At 61.9% G+C, this 18,866-nt stretch carries 18 protein-coding genes and 1 pseudogene; 7 read left to right on the plus strand and 12 right to left on the minus strand.

What is annotated here, in order from left to right; all coding sequences use genetic code 11:
• Window positions 1-41: 41 nt before the first annotated feature.
• A complete protein-coding gene (locus H2052_RS12120; RefSeq protein ID WP_293781982.1) occupies window positions 42-2,315 on the minus strand; it encodes a nitric-oxide reductase large subunit in 2,274 nt (757 codons plus the stop codon).
• Between the two features lie 182 nt (window positions 2,316-2,497).
• Here H2052_RS12120 and hemA point away from each other — a divergent pair, with 182 nt between their 5' ends.
• Window positions 2,498-3,718, plus strand: coding sequence for a 5-aminolevulinate synthase (gene hemA, locus H2052_RS12125; RefSeq protein WP_293781984.1), 1,221 nt, complete (start codon window positions 2,498-2,500; stop codon window positions 3,716-3,718).
• A 268-nt stretch (window positions 3,719-3,986) separates the two neighbouring features.
• Here hemA and H2052_RS12130 read toward each other — a convergent pair whose 3' ends face one another.
• Window positions 3,987-6,455 carry an EAL domain-containing protein gene (locus H2052_RS12130; RefSeq protein ID WP_293781986.1) on the minus strand — a complete coding sequence of 823 codons (2,469 nt, stop codon included), beginning with the start codon at window positions 6,453-6,455 and terminating at the stop codon, window positions 3,987-3,989.
• Between the two features lie 124 nt (window positions 6,456-6,579).
• Between H2052_RS12130 and H2052_RS12135 the strand changes: the two genes are divergently transcribed.
• The gene (locus H2052_RS12135; RefSeq protein WP_293781988.1) at window positions 6,580-7,998 is read left to right on the plus strand and encodes an HWE histidine kinase domain-containing protein; all 1,419 of its coding nucleotides are present in this window, start codon (window positions 6,580-6,582) and stop codon (window positions 7,996-7,998) included.
• Window positions 7,999-8,058: 60 nt separating this feature from the next.
• Here the strand turns inward: H2052_RS12135 and H2052_RS12140 are convergent, their stop codons facing one another.
• The 4 genes from H2052_RS12140 to H2052_RS12155 all read right to left on the minus strand — a co-directional run bounded on the left by H2052_RS12140 (window position 8,059) and on the right by H2052_RS12155 (window position 11,000).
• On the minus strand, window positions 8,059-8,463 hold the full coding sequence (locus H2052_RS12140) for a hypothetical protein (RefSeq protein WP_293781990.1): 405 nt from the start codon (window positions 8,461-8,463) through the stop codon (window positions 8,059-8,061).
• 190 nt (window positions 8,464-8,653) lie between these two features.
• A complete protein-coding gene (locus H2052_RS12145; RefSeq protein WP_293781992.1) occupies window positions 8,654-8,842 on the minus strand; it encodes a hypothetical protein in 189 nt (62 codons plus the stop codon).
• 206 nt (window positions 8,843-9,048) lie between these two features.
• A complete protein-coding gene (locus tag H2052_RS12150) occupies window positions 9,049-9,612 on the minus strand; it encodes a hypothetical protein (protein ID WP_293781994.1) in 564 nt (187 codons plus the stop codon).
• Between the two features lie 83 nt (window positions 9,613-9,695).
• Entirely contained in the window at window positions 9,696-11,000 is a 1,305-nt protein-coding gene (locus tag H2052_RS12155) for a S8 family serine peptidase (protein ID WP_293781996.1), read from the minus strand.
• A 31-nt stretch (window positions 11,001-11,031) separates the two neighbouring features.
• On the opposite strand from H2052_RS12155, the gene H2052_RS12160 reads away from it, so the two are divergent.
• Together H2052_RS12160 and H2052_RS12165 are read left to right on the plus strand one after the other, a co-directional pair.
• Window positions 11,032-11,571, plus strand: a complete 540-nt coding sequence (locus H2052_RS12160; RefSeq protein ID WP_293782016.1) for an RNA polymerase sigma factor — start codon at window positions 11,032-11,034, stop codon at window positions 11,569-11,571.
• A gap of 4 nt (window positions 11,572-11,575) precedes the next feature.
• Window positions 11,576-12,283: an anti-sigma factor gene (locus H2052_RS12165; RefSeq protein WP_293781998.1), complete on the plus strand. Its 708-nt coding sequence runs from the start codon at window positions 11,576-11,578 to the stop codon at window positions 12,281-12,283.
• A gap of 61 nt (window positions 12,284-12,344) precedes the next feature.
• Here the strand turns inward: H2052_RS12165 and H2052_RS12170 are convergent, their stop codons facing one another.
• Window positions 12,345-12,989: an SOS response-associated peptidase family protein gene (locus tag H2052_RS12170; RefSeq protein ID WP_293782000.1), complete on the minus strand. Its 645-nt coding sequence runs from the start codon at window positions 12,987-12,989 to the stop codon at window positions 12,345-12,347.
• 33 nt (window positions 12,990-13,022) lie between these two features.
• Here H2052_RS12170 and H2052_RS12175 point away from each other — a divergent pair, with 33 nt between their 5' ends.
• Window positions 13,023-13,307: a hypothetical protein gene (locus H2052_RS12175; RefSeq protein WP_293782002.1), complete on the plus strand. Its 285-nt coding sequence runs from the start codon at window positions 13,023-13,025 to the stop codon at window positions 13,305-13,307.
• On the opposite strand, the gene H2052_RS12180 is transcribed toward H2052_RS12175, so the two are convergent.
• The 5 genes and pseudogenes from H2052_RS12180 to H2052_RS12200 all read right to left on the minus strand — a co-directional run.
• Window positions 13,299-13,853: an SOS response-associated peptidase family protein gene (locus tag H2052_RS12180; RefSeq protein ID WP_293782004.1), complete on the minus strand. Its 555-nt coding sequence runs from the start codon at window positions 13,851-13,853 to the stop codon at window positions 13,299-13,301. The two genes, H2052_RS12175 and H2052_RS12180, sit on opposite strands and share 9 nt — an antisense overlap.
• Complete coding sequence (locus H2052_RS12185; protein ID WP_293782006.1) at window positions 13,823-14,128, minus strand: hypothetical protein; 306 nt, start codon at window positions 14,126-14,128, stop codon at window positions 13,823-13,825. Before H2052_RS12185 ends, H2052_RS12180 begins: the two co-directional genes overlap by 31 nt.
• Window position 14,129: 1 nt before the next feature.
• Entirely contained in the window at window positions 14,130-14,345 is a 216-nt protein-coding gene (locus H2052_RS12190) for a hypothetical protein (RefSeq protein WP_293782008.1), read from the minus strand.
• Between the two features lie 686 nt (window positions 14,346-15,031).
• A complete protein-coding gene (locus tag H2052_RS12195) occupies window positions 15,032-15,694 on the minus strand; it encodes an HPP family protein (protein WP_293782010.1) in 663 nt (220 codons plus the stop codon).
• A gap of 119 nt (window positions 15,695-15,813) precedes the next feature.
• Window positions 15,814-16,025, minus strand: a pseudogene (locus H2052_RS12200) (nitric oxide dioxygenase); the annotation flags it as partial.
• Window positions 16,026-16,107: 82 nt separating this feature from the next.
• On the opposite strand from H2052_RS12200, the gene H2052_RS12205 reads away from it, so the two are divergent.
• Both H2052_RS12205 and H2052_RS12210 read left to right on the plus strand, forming a co-directional pair.
• The gene (locus tag H2052_RS12205) at window positions 16,108-17,253 is read left to right on the plus strand and encodes an ATP-binding protein (protein ID WP_293782012.1); all 1,146 of its coding nucleotides are present in this window, start codon (window positions 16,108-16,110) and stop codon (window positions 17,251-17,253) included.
• Between the two features lie 165 nt (window positions 17,254-17,418).
• The gene (locus H2052_RS12210; protein ID WP_293782014.1) at window positions 17,419-18,819 is read left to right on the plus strand and encodes a PAS domain-containing protein; all 1,401 of its coding nucleotides are present in this window, start codon (window positions 17,419-17,421) and stop codon (window positions 18,817-18,819) included.
• Window positions 18,820-18,866 lie beyond the last annotated feature (47 nt).

Here is an 18,866-nt window from a genome sequence, read left to right on the forward strand (position 1 = left end):
GGCCGCCCGGACGGATCGTCGAGGCGGCCCCTGGGTTTCGGCTATTCGGCAGGAGCGGGCTCCACGCCGCCGAGATTGCGCGTCGCAGGGCGACCGCCGAAAAGCAGTCTCACCATGAACACGGCCAGCAGGACAGCACCAAGGCTGAACACGATATCGCCTGGGACGCGCATCCAGACGAGCGTTTCCATGATCTTGCTGTGCACGATCTCGGGCGAGCGCGCATACCAGAACCCCGTGGTGATGCTGTGATACGCCTGGTAAAGGCCGGCCGGGACGAGGCTCAGGAAAACCATCGCTCCGAGCCCGAGATTGAGCGACCAGAACACCGGCTTCAGGAGCGCGTCGGACCAGGCGCTGCCGCGGAAGCTCGTGCGCAGGCAAAACAGCATCAAACCGATGCCGAGCATGCCGTAGACCCCGAACAATGCCGCATGACCATGACTTGGGGTCAGATTGAGCCCCTGCACATAGTAGAGCGAGATCGGCGGATTGATCGCGAAACCAAGCAGGCCCGCGCCGACGAGATTCCAGAACGACACCGCAACAAAGAAAAGGATCGGCCATTTGTAGGTCGCCGCCCACGGCGCGGCCCTGGTCATGCGGTGGTTGTGAAGCGCCTCGACGCCGAGGAGCGCAAGCGGGACCACCTCGAGTGCCGAAAACATCGCGCCCCAGGCGATGATGGGCGTGGTCGTTCCCGAGAAATAGAGGTGGTGCAGCGTGCCGAGGATGCCGCCGGTGAGAAAAACCGTGGTTGAAAAGATCACCGCAATATTGGCGGCGCGCGCGCGCACCAGACCAAGCCCTGCAAAGATCAGGGCGATGACCGCCGTCGCGAACACCTCGAAGAATCCCTCGACCCAAAGATGGACGACCCACCAGCGGAAATATTCGATCATGGAGAGCGGGCTGTGCCGTCCCCACGTCAGCGCGGCGCCGAAGAACAGGCCGATGCAGACCGTGGAAACGAATACCATGCCGATGAGACCGCGGCTCTCCGACGGTGTCCTGAGCGCCGGCCACAGTGCCCGGCCCATCAAGCCCAGCCAGATCATCAGGCCTGCAAAAAGCAGGATGGCCCAGAAGCGTCCAAGATCGACGAATTCATAGCCCATGTGTCCGAACCAGAAATTGGTGCCGTGTCCGAGCTTCTGCTGGATCGCCATCCATTCACCGGCAAAGGAGCCGAGAACAACAACGAGCAGCGCGCCCCAGAGCAGGTTTACGCCGAGCCGCTGGAACCTTGGTTCGTGTCCCGACAGGAGCGGCGCGACGTAGAGGCCGGTGGCGAGCCACGCCGTGGCAATCCAGAATATGCCGAGCTGCGTGTGCCATGTGCGCGTCAGGGCATAGGGAATGAAATCCGAGATCGGAAAGCCATAGAAGTCCTGACCTTCCACCGCGTAGTGCGCGGTCACGGCGCCAAGCACGACCTGCGCGAGAAAGAGCCCGATTGCTGTGTAGAAATATTTGAGCGATGCCTTCATCGACGGCGTCGGCACGGCATCAATGAGGGGATCGCGGACAGGAATATCGGCATGTTCATCTTCGCCGCGGCGCGCCTGAAACCACGTCAGGAGCCCGATTCCGGCGATAAGGAAAAGAACGCTCGCAATCGACCACATGCCCAGAGACGCCGAGGGGACGTTGCCAACCAGCGGATCGTGCGGCCAGTTGTTGGTATAGCTGATCGGTTCGCCGGGACGCTGCGTCACGCTCGTCCACGCGGTCCAGAAAAAGAAGGCGCCCAGGTTGGTGCGATCCTCGTCGCGGGTCAGCGATCGCTCCGGAATGGCGTATTGCGTCCGCAGCGTCCTGAGCGCGGGGTCGCCGCTGAACAGCCGCCGGTAATGGTCCGCTACCTGGGCGACCGCCTCGGCGCGCGCCTTCGAAATGGTTATCGCGCCGGTTTCAGGATTGTAACTGTTGGATCGCAGCTCGCGTTTCAGCCGCTCGCGGAGCGCGGCCTGGTCGTCGGCGCCAAGCGCCGCGAAGGAAACCGCTGCCTTTTCCCGGGCCCATATGTCGAGAAGCGCAACAGCCTCCCGGTGCAGCCAGTCGGCGCCCCAGTCCGGAGCCACATAACCGCCGTGACCCCAGATCGAGCCGAGTTGCATTCCGCCGAGCGTCTGCCAGACCTCGCGGCCCGTCTCGATCTGGGTACGCGAAAAGACGGTGGCTTCGTGCGCGACGACCGCCTCCGGTACAGGCGGTGCCTTTACATAGATTTCACGGCCCAGCAGGCCGAGGATGGCAAAGGAGAGCAGGAATATTGCTCCCAGCCATTGCCAGAGCCTTTTCGAATGGATCATCGGAACCCCCTGTTGGCGATCGGATTGTCGGTGGGTGCCGAATAGATGGAGGTCAGGCGCGCGGAAATCCGGGTCTGCGCCCTAAGGGATATTCCGGAGGGAAAACACCGGACGCGACGCTCGGTTGGGAAGCGCCATAGTCTGAATGCCGGTTTGGACAGAATCTGCCGGAGGGGCGACGCATGCATTATGATCGGATTTTCAGCCGGGCGATCGCGCGCCTGCACGAGGAAGGGCGCTACCGCGTCTTCGCGGACATTTTGCGGACCCGCGGCCAGTATCCCTACGCCCAGCGCTTTACAGGCTCCGCGGCGCCGATGCCGGTGACCGTCTGGTGCTCGAACGACTATCTGGGCATGGGCCAGCACCCCGCAGTGATCGCCGCCATGGCAGAGGCATTGCGCGACGTCGGTGCCGGATCGGGCGGCACGCGCAATATCAGCGGCAATACACAATATCACGTCGACCTCGAGGCGGAACTCGCCGACCTGCACGGCAAGGAGCGCGCGCTTCTCTTCACCTCGGGCTATGTTTCCAACGACGCGACGCTCGCGACGCTTGGCAAGATACTTCCCGGCTGCATCATCTTTTCCGATGCCTGCAACCACGCCTCGATGATTGCGGGCATACGCAATTCTGGATGCCAGAAACAAATATTCCGTCACAACGATCTCGATCACCTGCGCGAGCTCCTCGCGGCGGCCGATCCGCGCGCGCCGAAACTCATCGCATTCGAGAGCGTGTATTCGATGGACGGCGATGTCGCGCCGATCGCCGAAATCTGCGACCTCGCGGATGCGTTTCACGCGCTCACCTATTGCGACGAGGTCCATGCGGTCGGGATGTATGGCCCCCGTGGCGGCGGGATCACCGAGCGTGATGCGGTCGCGCAGCGCGTCACGATCATCGAGGGCACGCTCGGCAAGGCTTTCGGCGTCATGGGCGGCTATATCGCTGCGGATGCGCTAATCGTCGATGTAATCCGCAGCTATGCACCCGGCTTTATTTTCACCACGTCGATCTCGCCCGTGCTTGCCGCCGGTGCTCTCGCCGCGGTTCGGCATCTGAAGAAAAGCCACGCTGAACGAGAGGGGCAGCAGGTCGCCGCTGCATTCCTCAAGGCGGAAATGCGAAGGACGGGCTTGCCGGTCCTCATGACGGATACGCATATTGTGCCGCTGATGGTCGGTGATCCGATCAGGGCCAAGCATATCAGCGACCAGCTTCTTGCCGGCTATGGAATTTACGTGCAGCCTATCAACTATCCGACCGTGCCGCGCGGAACCGAGCGCCTGCGCTTTACGCCCGGTCCGTTACACAGCACGAAGATGATTCTCGAGCTGGTGGCGGCGTTGGCCGAAATCACCGCACGGCGCGATCACGACTTTCGTGCTGCTGCCTGAGGATCGGGGTGCTGAGCTGGCCTTGCGCGCGGCATATCACCGAGCCAAGGGACTACGATCTACCCCAATCGTCGAGACGACGATGCGCGGGCGTTGTGGAATTTGGCGCAAGGCAGAACGGGGGAATGTCCTGCCTTGCGCTAAGGTGTCAGAGCGAACGGGGGGCGCCCGCCTGACCTGAAGATGGGCATGAACGCAACGGGCCCTCGCGTCATCATGGTCTGGCACGGTAAACAGGGAATTAATCCCACGACGTGACCGCGGTCGGCTACATGCGCGAGGTGGACAAACGCATGATGTCGCCGCGGGGGCTGCGCAAACCGGTCGGAGCCCGCAAACGCTCGAAGCAGGCATCGCATTGTCCGTGGCAGGGATGACCACTGCTGAGGGGATCAACCACCAGCCATCCAAAATGCGCGATGGGCTGTGGCGGACTGACCAGGTAGCCCTGTATTTTATGGCATCCTTCGGCGAGCAACAATTCCATCTGCTCGACCGTCTCGACGCCTTCCGCGATGATCGAAAGGCCAAGGCCCTTGCCGAGCCCGATGATGGCCTTGACGATCGCAAGTGCTTCCCGGCTCTCGGTGAGATCGCGGACGAAGGTCTGATCGATCTTGACCTTATCGAACGGAAACGTTCGAAAATAGCTCAGCGATGAGTAGCCTGTTCCGAAATCGTCCATGACGATGCGAACGCCGAGGGAACGCAGCTGATTGAGCATCGGCAGTGCCCGCTCCGGGTTCTTGATCAGGAGACCTTCCGTGATCTCCAGATCAAGCCGGCCGGGATCGAGGCGCGTCTCGCCGAGAACCTGCTTGACGATGTCGACGATCTGATCGGTTCCAAACTGTGCAGGCGAAAGATTGACAGCGATCTTGAGTGGCTGTTTCCAGCGCGCGGCCTCCTGGCAGGCCTCACGGAGAACCCATTCGCCGATGGCCGTGATAACCCCGGTTTCCTCGGCGAGCGGCACGAACTCGGCGGGCGATACAGGCCCATGAACGGGATGCGTCCAGCGCAGCAGCGTTTCGAAACCGATGATGCCGCCCGTCTCAAGGCAGGCCAGCGGTTGATAGAGGAGGTGGAGCTCGCCGCGGCTCGCGGCCATGCGCAGATCATGCTCCATGCTGTGCCGCTTGCTGAGCTGACGGTCCATGGCTTCATCGAAGAATCGCAGGACTCCGCGGCCTTCGGTCTTCGCGCGGTAAAGCGCCAGGTCGGCTTTCTTGTGCAAGTCCTCCGCCGACGTCGCATTGGAGGGATAAAGTGCAATCCCTATGCTCGTCCCGACATGGAGGGACAGGCCCTCAAAGACGATCGGCTGCGACACCAGATCGATGATACGTTCGGCGAGCACGGCCGCACCATGCGGATGTGCGTCGGTATGATGCAACACCGCAAACTCGTCGCCGCCGAGCCGGGCAACGAGATCGCCTTCGTCGAGACAGGACTGAATCCGCCGCCCAACCTCGATGAGCACCGCATCGCCTGCGGGATGGCCGTGCATGTCATTTATGGCCTTGAACCTGTCCAGATCGAGGCAGAGCAGCGCGAAAGGCTTTTCGACCGACGCGTCGGTCACTGATTGTGCAAGCAAGCGGCCCAGAGACAGGCGATTGGCCACGCCGGTGAGCGGATCGTGCGAGGCGAGGTGCGCAATGCGCGCGGCCGCCGCCTTCCTTTCGGTGATGTCGCGAACCACCAGCATTTCGCGATGAATGCCGCCGACGGTTGCCGTCCGGATCGCTGTCTCGACGTCGATCATGCCTCCTGCCGCGTTGCGAAGTCTCTGCTCCTGAAACGCCGAAATTATAGGATTCTCTCGCTCTTCGGGTCGGCGCGGCAGAAAATCGAGAAGATGGAGCTGGCCGGAATTTTGGGAGACGTCGTAGCCCACCAAGTGCCAAAACGTCTCGTTCGCGTCGATAATCCGATCGCCTTCCAGGATAGCAAGCCCCTCGAGCGCGCTTTGAGCGAAGTGCTTCAGACGCTCGGCCTCTTCGGCCGCATGGCGCCGGAGCCGCGCTTCCATCGCCGCCACGGCGAAGGTGATGCCGAGCACGGCGACCGAGAGACTTCCGATGATCACCGTGAGTGCAGCCGTGTCTATCGCGCTTGGAGGGATCGCGATTTCGGCGTCCGGGATGATCGTGACCGCCGCCATGGATCCGAAGTGGATGACGCAAATCGCGAGTGTCAGGACGACCGCAGATATGAACCGGCTGCGCTTTGTGGTTACAAACAGATACGTGGCCGCTACCGCACAAACCAGGCCTGCGGAGAGTGTCAGGCCGACTTCTGAAAAGGAATATTGCAGTTGGCCCGTCGTCCGAAAGGCGGCCATGCCGGTGAAATGCATGGCGCTTATCCCCACGGCTAAGGTGCAGCCGGAGAGAAGTCCCGCATACCGACCGCTATTCAGCGCGACCTTCCAGGCAAGGCCTGCTCCGGCGACGGAAAGCAAGACGGACAGAAGCGTTGTCCCTGGCGCATAGCGCGTCGGCAGGTGCGGCTGATAGGCGAGCATGGCGATGAAATGCGTGGCCCAGATTCCAGCGCCGCTGACAAAGGCCAACAGCAACAGCCAGGCGGCCTGCTTCTGCGGCGCCACGCCGCGCACCTGATGCGCCAGCGTGAACCCCGTCAGGGACGATAGAAAGCATATCCCGGCCGCCAGTCCGACGAGCCGAATGTCATGCTCCTGTGTCAGGCATGTATAGACGCTAAGCAACACTCACCTCGCTTTACAACCGTATGTCTACGCTACGGCGATTACCAAGGGATGAAAAGGCAGTAGAATTAACCGGGCGAGGTGCTAGTCTTTCGTTATCAAGGCTAAATACCGAAGGCGCGCCGATATGAACGAAAACACGGTAGCCGAAAGTGATGATTCGAAGCGCCGGCTCGAAGGTGTAGTTGCGAGCGCAATGGATGCAATCATTACGATCAATGAAGAGCATCGTATTGTTTTGTTTAATCCTTCTGCCGAACAGATGTTCGGCGTGTCCACGGCGGAGGCACTGGGCGAACCGATTTCACGATTTATACCCGAACGGTTTCGGGGTACACATGAGGAACATATCCGGCGATTTCGCAACACCGGGGTCACCGGTCGCCGCATGGGCGCCCTCGGAGCGATCAGCGGCCTGCGGGCCGACGGAACCGAGTTTCCGATCGAAGCCTCGATATCTCAGGTCGATATCGGCGGAGAACGGCTCGCCACCGTCATATTGAGAGATATCACGGAGCGCCTGGCGAACGAAGAGGCCCGGTTGCTGCTGGCGCGTGAGGTTGACCACCGCGCGAAGAACGCTCTCGCAGTTGTCCAGGCGCTTGTTTCTTTGACCACGGCTCCGACGAAAGAGGACTTTATCGCGGCGGTGCGCGGACGTGTAGCCGCGCTCGGACGTGCGCATAGTCTGCTTGCCGAGAACCGATGGCAGGGTGGAGATCTTGAAAGAATCATCACGGACGAGACCGCTGCCTATTGCAAGCCGGGGCAGGTGCGCGCGCATGGACCGCAGGTCGCGCTTTCTCCCAATGCCGTCCAGCCCATCAGCTTGCTTCTCCATGAATTGGCGACAAACGCGACGAAACATGGCGCGCTCTCGACGCCGGGAGGATCTGTCGATGTGTCCTGGGCAAGCGAGGCCGATGGGAAGCTGAAACTGAACTGGGCAGAAAGTGGACTGCGCGCTGTAGCGCCGCCAACATCGCACGGTTTCGGTTCGACGCTTATGGATACGGTGGCACGTCAAATGGGCGGGGAAATCGAATGCCAGTGGCTTCCGACGGGATTGAAGGTGACCGCCACGCTCTCGCCTGCGAATTTCCGTCTGCGGAGCCCGGAACCCAGCACGAAACTCGGGGAAGAGTCAGTCGTGCCAAGCGCAATCAAAGGCCGCGTGATGATTGTAGAGGACGAGCTTCTGGTGGGTATGGAGCTGTCCCGCGCGCTGAGGGACGAAGGCTGGGACATCATGGGTCCGGCGGGCACGTTGGAAGAGGCTTTCGCGCTCCTTGGACAGGAAGACCCGCCCCATGCGGCCATTCTCGATATTAATCTCAACGGACAGTTCGTCTATCCGGTTGCAGATCTTCTAAGAGCGCGTGAGGTGCCGTTTCTCTTCTGTTCGGGATACGAGACCGCGCCGTCTGACGATCGCTACAGGGACTCCATGATCATCAAAAAACCCATGAACCTTAATGTCATCATCCAGGAGCTCGAGCGGCTTGTTGACGATCCCCGTGGCCCGGAAACGCGCCGCGCGGCGTAAGCCCCGCGCATAGATCCGCAGCGACTTCGGACGACAACGGCATTGGTGCCGAAAACGTCATCACTGCAATTCGTCCGGGTTTTCCGATCTCAGCACGCCGCTGAGCATGATGCGGGTCGACCTCAGGGCGATCCGTAGCGGATCGGAAAGCCCCGGGCGTTTCGCGGCATCCGGCACGGCACTTGCGTCGCCGTGCAGGAGATCGAGAAGGTGCTGCTCGTCCTCGGTCAAACCCGCAGATTCGCTCGCGGCGGCTCGAAAGCGACGTCCGGACCAGGCTTCATGAACCGCAAACAGGGCGTTCAGCGATGGCGCGAGAACGCCGACGCGCCGTCGTTCCAGACGGGAGAACAAGGTCGGCAGGGGCGGGCAATCACCGTCGCGGGCCTCCCGCCAGCAGCGCGCGGCGTCAATAACGAGCGCTTCGTGGAAGCTGGCGGATGACGGCGACGAGGCAAGGTTCATGACACACCTTCTGGTCAGCCCCCGCAGCACGCAAGGTATCGTTGCTCTGTTGCAGGAACAAGTCACTGGGAGCTTGGCCGCGGTATGCGCCGCCTTTTGTCGGCTGATCGGCAACTGTACCAGAGGCTGTAGAGCTGCTGTCGCTCCAGCCGCATAATAGGGAAGAAGACAAGGTCTGGATGGACCGAGGTCAGGCTGCTCTGCGTCCGGCCACGAGCGCGAGACCGATGTTTTCGGCGAGCATCAGAAGACAGGTGCTCTGAACCGCGGCCTCGACCGTCTCCGTCCGCGGCTCGAAGTAAAGCAGTCCGAACATCTCTCGCTGCGCCATTGGCTGCAGGCAGAGCGTGTCGGGGACTTTGCCGTCCCCGATGTCCATGTGTGCGCACCCCACGTCGATCTGCTTTCCCGCAGCGCTCAGCATGCCATGGCCGCAAATTCGGGGCGCGAATGTGCGGGCTCCATCCAGCTGTACGCCTCGACCATGGCATTGCGCTTTGGATCGAGAATCGTGCCTTATGTCCGAGAGATCCCGGCCTTCCCTTGGGGAAGACCGGGACGAAGCTAAGCTACGTGTACGAATGCTTAGTTTTGGTTGGATTCCGGTTCAGGATTCCGGACTGCGGCAAGGGCGCCTGTGGCCGATCCTTCAGCGCTGCCGTTGCCGCTGACCTGAGCCGAACGGGCAGTATCCGCTGCAGTTTGCGCCGTGCCTTTGGCCGCGGCGGTGACCTCGCCCGCGAGGCTCCGTGCAGCATCGGTGCCGACGCCCTGAACTGCAACGCCGACGCTGCGATCGATGCTCTGGCTTGCCGAAAGCGCGCCGTTTCCATCAACGAGCGTACCAGCGGGGCCGGCGGCGGAGGTTGCGCTCGCCACCGTTCCGGCGACGGTGCCGGCAAGGCCGGCGTTCGCGCTCGCGGAACCCGAACGTGCGTCGACAGAACGGCTGGTTTCAGCGCTGCCCGAACCCGTCAGCGACCCGGTGACGCTCTGCGTAGCCGAGCCGACCGGGCCCAGGGAGCCTCCAAGCGATCCGGCGCCGCCGAGCGCACCGTTCAGCGTCCCGCCGACATTGCCGAGAAGCTGGGCATGGGCTGGCGTCGAAATCGCAGCAACGGCAAAGGCCGTGATGATGATCCGTTTCATGAGTCTTCTCCTTCATGGTCGGGGCCGATGACTGGCCCGTCAGAAGGAGAACGATGCGGCGTTGTGGTTCATCCCGCGCCGCTTCATTTTTTTGCGAGAACGGTCTCCGGCGCGTTGCGGCACGGCTGGCACACAATGCCCCGTCCGACCTTGCCGCGCCCGGGCACGGCCTCGGCGCTGACGGCTTTCTCGCGCACGCCGGGGGCGCCTTCCGCGGCCGCGAAGCGCGCCGCAACGAGCGGTGCGGCGAAGGATGTGCCGCGCACATTCGCGTAACCGTCGCCGGGAAGCGCCGCCACCATGTCGGCGCCGGGCGCGGCGAAATCGAGATGCTCAGCACGGCCGGCCTCGACAAGTGCCCGGTTCCGCGCATCGACGCCCGTGACCGCGATCACGCCGGGATAGGAGGCCGGATACAGCGGCGGCGCGGCAGGGCCATCGTTGCCAACGGCAGCGATGATGGCCACGCCGCGATCCCGGGTCGTTTCAACGGCACGCGCCAGCAGGCGGTTAGGCGGGCCGACAAGGCTGATGTTGACGACCTCGGCGCCGCTCTCCGCGAGCCAGCCAAGCGCCCGCACGATCGCCTCGGCGGAGCCTGCCGCCGGTTTGCCGCCATAAACGTCCGCTGCCAGAAGCGTCCGGCCGACGGCCGCACCCCGGAACGCGCCGTCCTCGCCGACGAGGAGCGAGGCAATCGCCGTGCCGTGGCCGCTTGCCTGCGGGCCGCCACCGACGAAGCCGCGCTGTTTGATACGCGCAGCGGAGAGCGATGGGTGTGCTGCCACGCCGCCGTCGATCATGCCGATAGGACGATCTGCCGTTGCCGAGGATGCGGCCATCGCGGCGCTGACGGCCATAAGCGCGCCGCCGGCGGGCTCGAACACGTGATTCATCTCGAACTGTCCGGCGGGTGCGATCTTGCCGAGGCGCTTCAGCCCCTTCCGCACCGTATCTCCCTTGGGCAGGCCGAGGACATGTAAGCGGATGCCAAGGCCCGCGATGCTGATTTCGCGCAGCACGGGGAATCCGGCCGTCCGCACCTGGTCGAGCAGCGCAGGCGATGCGTCGATCGCGATGATTTCGCCGCGGCGTACCGGATTTCCATCGGCATCCGCTTCCAGCACATCACGATTGGCACGGATCAGCGCCTGCAGCCGCGCGCGGCGCATGTCGCGCAGCGATACGCGGTCCAGCGCACCCACGGTCCGCACGCCGAGCGTGTCGACGACGCCGAGAGCGGCCTGCGGCGCGCCCTGCAGCGGCGAAAGCACGGCGCCCACGACCTGGCCGGGCAAACTGCCCACCGCGCCAGGAAGCAGCTGTGCCTGCGCCGCGCCGCAAACCAGCGCCGCTGCCATGATCATTGCCGTGGTTTGCCGTTTCATGGTCGTTCCTTATAAATTTTATCGCCCGTGGATGAAACGATGTGCGGCGGACGTTTCATCCACGAAGGCGAAAGGAAAAGGCTTGGAAGCGTTCGAGGAAGGCCTGACCACAATGCTGCCCCGGCTGCGGCGGTTCGCACATGGCCTGTCGCGCTGCTCCGCCGATGCCGATGACCTGACGCAAATCGCCGTCGAGCGCGCATTGAAGGCGCGAGAGCAATGGCAACCCGGCACGCGCCTCGATTCCTGGCTCTATCGCATCGCGCGCAACGCCTGGATCGACACGGCACGCGCGCGAAACCGGGAAAGGGCCCGCACGCTGCCCGCTGAAGCCGGGGAGCGGGTGGGACATGATCCCCGGCCGGGGATCGAAGCAGGGATAGACCTTCGTCGGCTTATGGCGGGGATGTCCGGATTGCCCGATGAACAGCGCGAGGCCGTCGCGCTCGTGCTGATCGAGGGGCTGGGCTACCGCGAGGCCGCCGAGGTTCTTGATATCCCGGTCGGCACATTGTCGAGCCGGTTGGTACGTGGCCGCAACGCGCTGCTTGCGCTGGTCGGGGAAGGATGAAGCGATGATCGATGACGAGAGCCTCTACGCCTATCTGGATGGAGAATTGCCGGCGGAAGAGGTGAGGCGCGTCGCGGCGGAGGTCGCTGCCGACCCGGCGCTGTCCGCCAGGCTGGAGGCTCAGCGCCGGCTGCGCGCGCTGCTCGGCGCTGCTTTTGATCCCGTTGCGAGCGCGGCGGTGCCCGCAGGCATCGCTGCGCTACCCGGTAGCGCCAATGTCGCCAGCCTTGGCGCGGCACGCGCGGCGTCTGCGCCGCGACAAGGCTTCGGCCTGCCCCAGTGGGCTGCCGTGGCGGCTGCACTCGTTGCCGGTTTGTTTGGGGGCTATATGCTGACGTCGCGAGAGGCGCCCACCGCGTTGGAGGACAATCGCCTGGTGGCGAGCGCGGCGATCACGAACGCCCTCGATACCCAGCTTGCGAGTGCGGGTTCGCAGGCGCCAGTTCAAGTCCACCTGACCTTTCGGGACGCAAGCGGCAATATCTGTCGTAGCTTCGATGCACCTTCCGTCTCCGGTGTCGCTTGCCGCGAGAGGGAGGTCTGGGCCGTTCGCGCGCTCTTCGCGCATGAGGCGCAGGCCGACGGCGCATACCGCATGGCGGGAAGCGCCAACGCAGCCAATATGGCCTATGTCGATGCCATCATGGTTGGCGAAGCCTTCGATGCAGAGGCAGAAAGCCGAGCCCGGCAATCTGGGTGGGCGCAGCGCTGAGGTGCGGTGATCCACATGAGTGAGCGAATGCGCACCAATGGCCAATGTCCATGTGCACTGTCTAGGCCTGCGATACGGGATGGGTTCGCCGTATCCAAGGCTCCGCCGTCCGCTCGATTTCGGTAAGTTCAGGCGGGAAGTATCGGTCCTGAAACGCCTGCACGTCGTCGAGCGACCCGTGAAGCCAGCGGTCCCACTCGTCGGGTAGCAAGAGAACCGGCATCCGATGATGCACGGGCTCGACGACCGCGTTGCAATCCGTCATCAGCCCCGAATAGACGGCGCCCCATTCATCGCTTTCCTTCCACATGCCGGCCCACGCGAACACGGGCTCGCCCTTCACCCGAAACCAAGTCCGTGTCTTGGAGCCTGCCTCGCCTTCGGCCTCGGCAAAGCCGGTGAGCGGGATCAGGCAGCGGTGCTCGGGACGCGGGGCTATGTGTCTCCACATGAAGCTGCTGAGGTCCGCAATGTTGTTCACCGGCTTGGGCTTGATCGGCAGGCCGGTTTTCTTGCTCTTTTGCGGGAGCGGGAAGCCCCACGTCATTGCCTGCACCACGCGCGCACCATCGGCCTCGCGCACCACCATGCCGGGAGCGCCGGGATACACGTCGCCCTGCGCCGCATTGAAGGCAGTCGGCATCCGCGCCTTGAACGCGTCGGCGATATCGGCTGCGCTCACGTTGACGGTGTAGAGGTTGCACATCTGGTGAGCCTATCACGACGCGTGAGTGCGGCAATGACACGTCTTGCGTCCAAGCGTCTTGCTGGCATGATGTGGAACATGACAGCGAGCCGAGATTTCCTCGTAGTGTTGCTTGAGCGCGTCGCTGAAGGCGGCGATCTGACGATGCAGGAACTCGATGTCGCCATTCCCGAGCCGATTGCGCTCGACCAAGCAGAAAAGAGGGGCTGGCAAACGCTTAGCCACTGGGCCGACGATGGGGATATCCGCTCGAAGGACGAACGCTACGCTGACTTCCAACGAAAAAGGATTCGCGAGCAGCTTGCAGCGCTAAAGTAGACCACGGACCACTGCGCCGCCCTTCGCCGGATCGCTGATCTCGAAACTCCCCTTCGGAAATGGCCTCAGAAGCTCCGCCACGGGCCTTTGCTGCGTCAGCCAGTCCTGCCAGTCGTCGGGACGCACGACGGCCATGTGGCGGTCCTTGAAGGGCGCGATGTCGAGGTTCGCTTCCACGGTGAGCGCGGCGAAGGCTTCGGGCCATCCGTCCTCCGTCGGACGCCATACGCCTGCGAAGCAAAAGAACGGCTCGTCGGTGATGAGCGTGGCCGTGTAGCGCTTCCTGCGCGATCCCTTGCCGGCATCGATCGTGAAGTCCGACGCGATGATGAGGCAGGGATTCGTGATCGTGCGGCCTTCCGAGCGCATCAGGTGGACGGGATTCCCGTACATCTCGGCAGGCTTCAGGCCCCACTTGCAGCGCAGCTGCATCGCCGCTCCGTTCCGCCAGAGGACAATCTGCGTGCTCTTGCCGGCGCCCGTGTGCGGGCCTGTGCCATCATGTCGGGTCCCCTTCAGCGCCGCCGCCGCAATTCCTTTTTCCACTCGATCTCGCTCGGCATCGGCAGGGTCTCGTCGGTGGGCTCCTCATGGACAAGGTCCAGCGTCGGCCGCCGTGCCCCGCAGGACGTACAGCGGCACTTCTCGCGGACATCGGGCAGCCAGTCGGGACGGCCACGTCTGTGGAAGTGATACCAGAGGGCGTGCGGATCAAAGATGCGCTGATGACGGCAGCGGCGGCAGGTGAGCTTGACGGCGTAGTGGCGGACGGCGGCGTCAAACAGGTCGCGGATGGGGTTCGCCAGATCGCGGGGCGGCATGTCACGCGCACGGGTCCGGTTCCGTCACGCCGAACTTGCCTGGGTTTTTACCGTGCGGTGAGGCGTCCACCATGTCGGCCGCAATGACCATCGTTCCGCTGTTGTCGATCAGGTCGCAGATACGCCCCGCAAGCGCGCTGGCGCCTTCGTCGGACTCGTGCGGCAGCTTCGATTTGTATTTCCGCACATCGACCTTCGAGGCCGTTTTCAGGCTCACACTGATCGATGTTTGCAGCTCGTTTCGTCCGATTCGTCTCATGCGGGGATTATGAGAACGAAACGGGAACGATAGCAAGAGGCCCCACGACCCGCCGCGATTTTCCTTCTGCGTCTAGAAACGGTGCCGAAATGATGTAATATGCAGTCAGGGGAAGTTGCATATGCTTAGTAGAACTCCGAGAAGCGAGAGCATTCCTCGTTGTCGCGTGCATAAAATTGCGCCAGACTTGATTGTTGAAGATGGTATTGGCACGATAATACGCTGTCCGCGTGGCTGTGACCGGGCGGAGGCCGAGGATTTTCTTCGTGCGCTCGAAGAGTGGAAGAGCCGGAACTCGCGGTTCCTCGACCTGTTTTAGACGCGCCCGCTTCGATAAAGTTTCAGGAGCCTCGGCGTGGCAAGTCCGCGTTTGGCAGCGACCTGCGCGAGAATAAAACGCCGAAGGGATTGTCCTCGATGATCGTCGGGCCTGGGTTTGTGAAGGCTGATCATGAACAGCATTCATGCGCTTTTTCTCATGGTCGCGGACGGCAAAGTCTGTCGCATGAGGCAGAGCCCGTTGTCACGTCACCGCTTGACAGCAGCGACGGGCTTGCCGCGAATTGAGGGGTCGTCGCGCTGCTCGACCGCCGTCAGAAGCCGTACCAGACATTCCAAAAAAGAGAGAGACAATGGCTTGATTGTCAGCCGGCGTGCCGCTTTTCCGCGTGGTGCTCTGCGTATGAGAAGAGGGCTTCCAAATCCTCGCGGCTGATATCGAAGCTTTCGTGCATGTCCTCGAGGGCGGCATCGATATCCTGCAGTTTCACACCGTTCTGGACGCGGACCGGTGCCGCCGGCTGATGCGGGTAGCTGTGGCCGCTCATACGGTGGAACAGCATGGCAATCCCGACGAGCGCGATGGAATTGATGCCGACGGGCATGAAGGCAAACTCGTAGCCGGACATGTGCACCGCGTGGCTGCCAATGACGGCAGTAAGCGCGGATGCACCCCCTGGGGGATGCAGACACCTGAGAAGTGACATGACGAGGATCGCCGCGCCGACCGCAACCCCTGCCGCAAGCACGAGGTCGGGGATCGCCCGGAACACGGCGACGCCGACCAGCGAAGAAATGATATTGCCGCCGACGGCGGGCCAGGGCTGCGCCATCGGACTGCTGGGCACCGCGAAGACGAGCACGGCCGATGCGCCGAGCGGCGCGACGATGAAGGGGAGGTCGGACCTCGTGTAGGGAAGGGCCGAGCAGATGAGAATGGTGAGCAGGATACCGATCGCCGCGCCGAAGCTTGCAATGGCGCGGCCACGAAAATCGGCACCTGTAAGGATAGGACGGAAAAAGCGCACGGAGAGAAGGCCACTTCGTATGGTGATGAATCGCTGGTCACGAATGCTGCGGCCGCGCATTCGTGACCAGAAAGAACTGTTTGAAGCCCTTAAACAAACGCCTTCCGGGTTGTCTTGAGTCAGGCCGCGAGCGGTTCGTCGGCGAAGCCGAAAAACGCATAATAGACGCGTCCTGAGGGCACGCCGCGAGCGACAAGGCCGACAGGGCGTGGCGCAGGAACGGACGCGGTCCGCAGACATAATAGTCGGCTTCAGCGACCGGCGTGTCTGCAATCAGCCAATCGTCGGTGATGATCCCCGCGATATCATAGGCGCGGCCCGCAACTTCGTCGGCAACACCGGCGGGCGCTGCGACCTTGAGAACCGTGCCCATGGGGGTCGCTGATGACCTTAAAGTCTGCTAAAGGGGACAGATGCAACCGGCCCAGAGCGATTTGCTTCACGAGAATGCACCCCACACCCTCGATAGTCGGTCGGTCGAATTTTTGAGAAAAGTGTACTTGCGGACCTCTGAGCTGGGCCGGATTGGAGTTTGGGAGTGCGACCTTGCATCGGAAGCACTGATATGGACAGACACCGTCTATGATCTCTTCGACTTACCGAGGGGGTCTTTGGTATGTCGTGAAAACATACTTTGTTATTATGAACCAAATTCACGCCGGGAGATGGAAAGACTGCGCGCTCAGGCCATCGACCAATGCTCGACATTTACGGTCGATGTGGCGATCCGCACGCATAAGGGTAACGCGCGTTGGATCAGAATCACAGGCGATGTCGAGCAAATAGCCGGCAAAGCGGCTCGAATTTTCGGAACGAAACAGGACATTACCATCGAAAAGGTGGCGCAAGAGCAGATTCAGGCTCTCCAAACAGAGCTTATCCATCTGTCTCGCCTGAGTGCTATCGATGCGATGAGATCCACTTTGGCCCACGAACTGAACCAGCCACTCGCCGCGATCGCTGTCTATGTATCGGCCTTGCGAAACGTCTTGAAGGGAGGTCGAGTCGATCGCCAGGCGACGGCTCAAATCTTGGACGGCCTGGAAAGATGCGCTTTGAAAACTGGCCAAATCGTCCGGGAGGTCGACAAGATATCGGCCAGCCGGAGGCCGCGGCCGATCCCCTTTGCCCTCGATGATACAATCCGGAAGGCTTGCGCGATCGCCCTCGCGGGTGCTCCAGACAACCCTACCGTGACTTATGTGATGGATGGCATTCTGCGTGGAGTTGGCGACCCCGTTCAAATCCAGCAGGTCTTGATTAACTTAATATGCAATGCTTGTGATGCGATGTCACAATCACCACGGCGGGAACTGACAATAGTCACGGCGAAGGAAGATGAATATGTCGAGATTTCGGTTCATGATACGGGTCCCGGAATTGCCGCCGAAGTGATCGGGACGCTTTTTGAGTCCTTTGTATCGACAGATCCGGAGCGTGCCGGCATTGGCTTGTCTATTAGCCGGACGATCATCGAAGCTCATGGGGGCAAACTGACCGCGCAGAACAGGGTGGAGGGCGGAGCCACGTTTCGTTTTACGATACCGGTGGCGGCATAGGAAGAGGCTTACTCCTGCCAGCGGACCTGCCAAATTCCCAGCTTGTTTTTTGCGATAGATATCTGAACTCGCCAGCGTCCAGTTTCGGCGAGCCAAATTTCTTCGCAGAACAGCTACATTCCGCTACGCTCTCTCGCCAACGAAATAAAAAGAGGAGACGGGTGAATGCCACAGAGGCCCCTGAAATCTTCCGAGGCACGTGCCGGGCAGTTGCAGAATGAACCAGATCGCTTCGCGGTTGCGGCGAAAACGACGCAAATGGCACTGTTCTTTACCGACGGTCCGGCGCCCGATGGGCCGATCATCTTCACCAATGACGCCGCTCTGACGCTGACCGGCTTCACGCGCGGCGCGATTGTGGGCGAGCAGATCGATGTTGCCTTGCGCGATACCGTAGATCCCGGCTCGCTCTCGTCGATACGGCGCGCAATGGTGGGCGGTGGGGAGGGGGCTTGGGAGTTGACATGCCGCCGTGCCGACGGAAGTGAGTTCCTCGCTGTAGCCTTCCTAACCCCGGTGCATGATCAAGATGGCACCTTGCGGAAGAACTGTCTCGCGTTGGTCGATTTGGGCGGCCACATCGACCGACTTCTGCTTCAGCGAAACGAACTTCGCGCAGTCTACGAGAATGCCCCCGGCTTTATCGCGACGTCGCACGGTCCCGAGCACCGGTTTTCGTTCGCCAATGCTAGTTACAAGCAGTTTGTCGGCCGTGAAAAACTCGAGGGACTGACAGTCGCCGAGGCGTTGCCCGAACTGGTCGATCAGGGAATCATCGATCTTCTTGACGAAGTCTATCATACCGGCGAGCCGTTTTTGGGCATCAGCATGCCAATGCAGCTCTTCGATCCGACCGTCGGGTCGATAAGAACGCGTTACACCGATTTCGTCTATCAGCCGGTAAAAGACGTGAACGGCATAGTCACTGGACTTTTCTGCGAAGGTTATGATGTCACATTGCAGCGGGAGGCGAGCGACGCGCTTGCCGTGCTGCAATCCGAACTGGTCCAAATCACGCGTGTCAATACGATGGGCACGATGGCAGCCACTTTGGCACACGAACTCAATCAACCGTTGAGCGCGATTTCCAACTACGCCGCCGGTCTTAGGCAGTCGGGCACCGCAGCGCTGGATCCGGCGCTCTTCGAGCAAGCGATACAGGGAATTGAGGAGGCGTCCCAACGCGGTGCGGAGACGATCAGGATTCTGCGCGATATGACCAGGCGGCGTGCGCCGGTCCGAGCGGTGTTCGATTTAAAATCCGCGGTAGCCGAATGCGTGAGTCTGGTTCAAATTTCGACCCTGCCGGAAACCCGGATAATCAATCATGTTCCGGGAAACATCGCGGTGACGGCGGACCGAATTCAGCTTCAGCAAGTCGTCATTAACCTGTTGCGCAATGCCTGCGAGGCTGTGTCGGCGTCCGATCGCCGCGAGGTCATTATTGATGCTCGTGAGGACTGCGAGATGCTGGTCGTGAGTGTAACCGACACCGGTCCGGGTGTATCGATCGAGGCTGGGGTGAGAACGGCGGAGCAATATTCGACCACGGTAGCGGCGGGATAGTCCTGCTGCGGGCGGCGTAAAAGTCGTCCACCTTGAAGCCTTTCTGC

Source organism: Sphingosinicella sp., from assembly GCF_013911755.1.
In the GTDB taxonomy this organism is placed as follows: Bacteria; Pseudomonadota; Alphaproteobacteria; order Sphingomonadales; family Sphingomonadaceae; genus Sphingosinicella.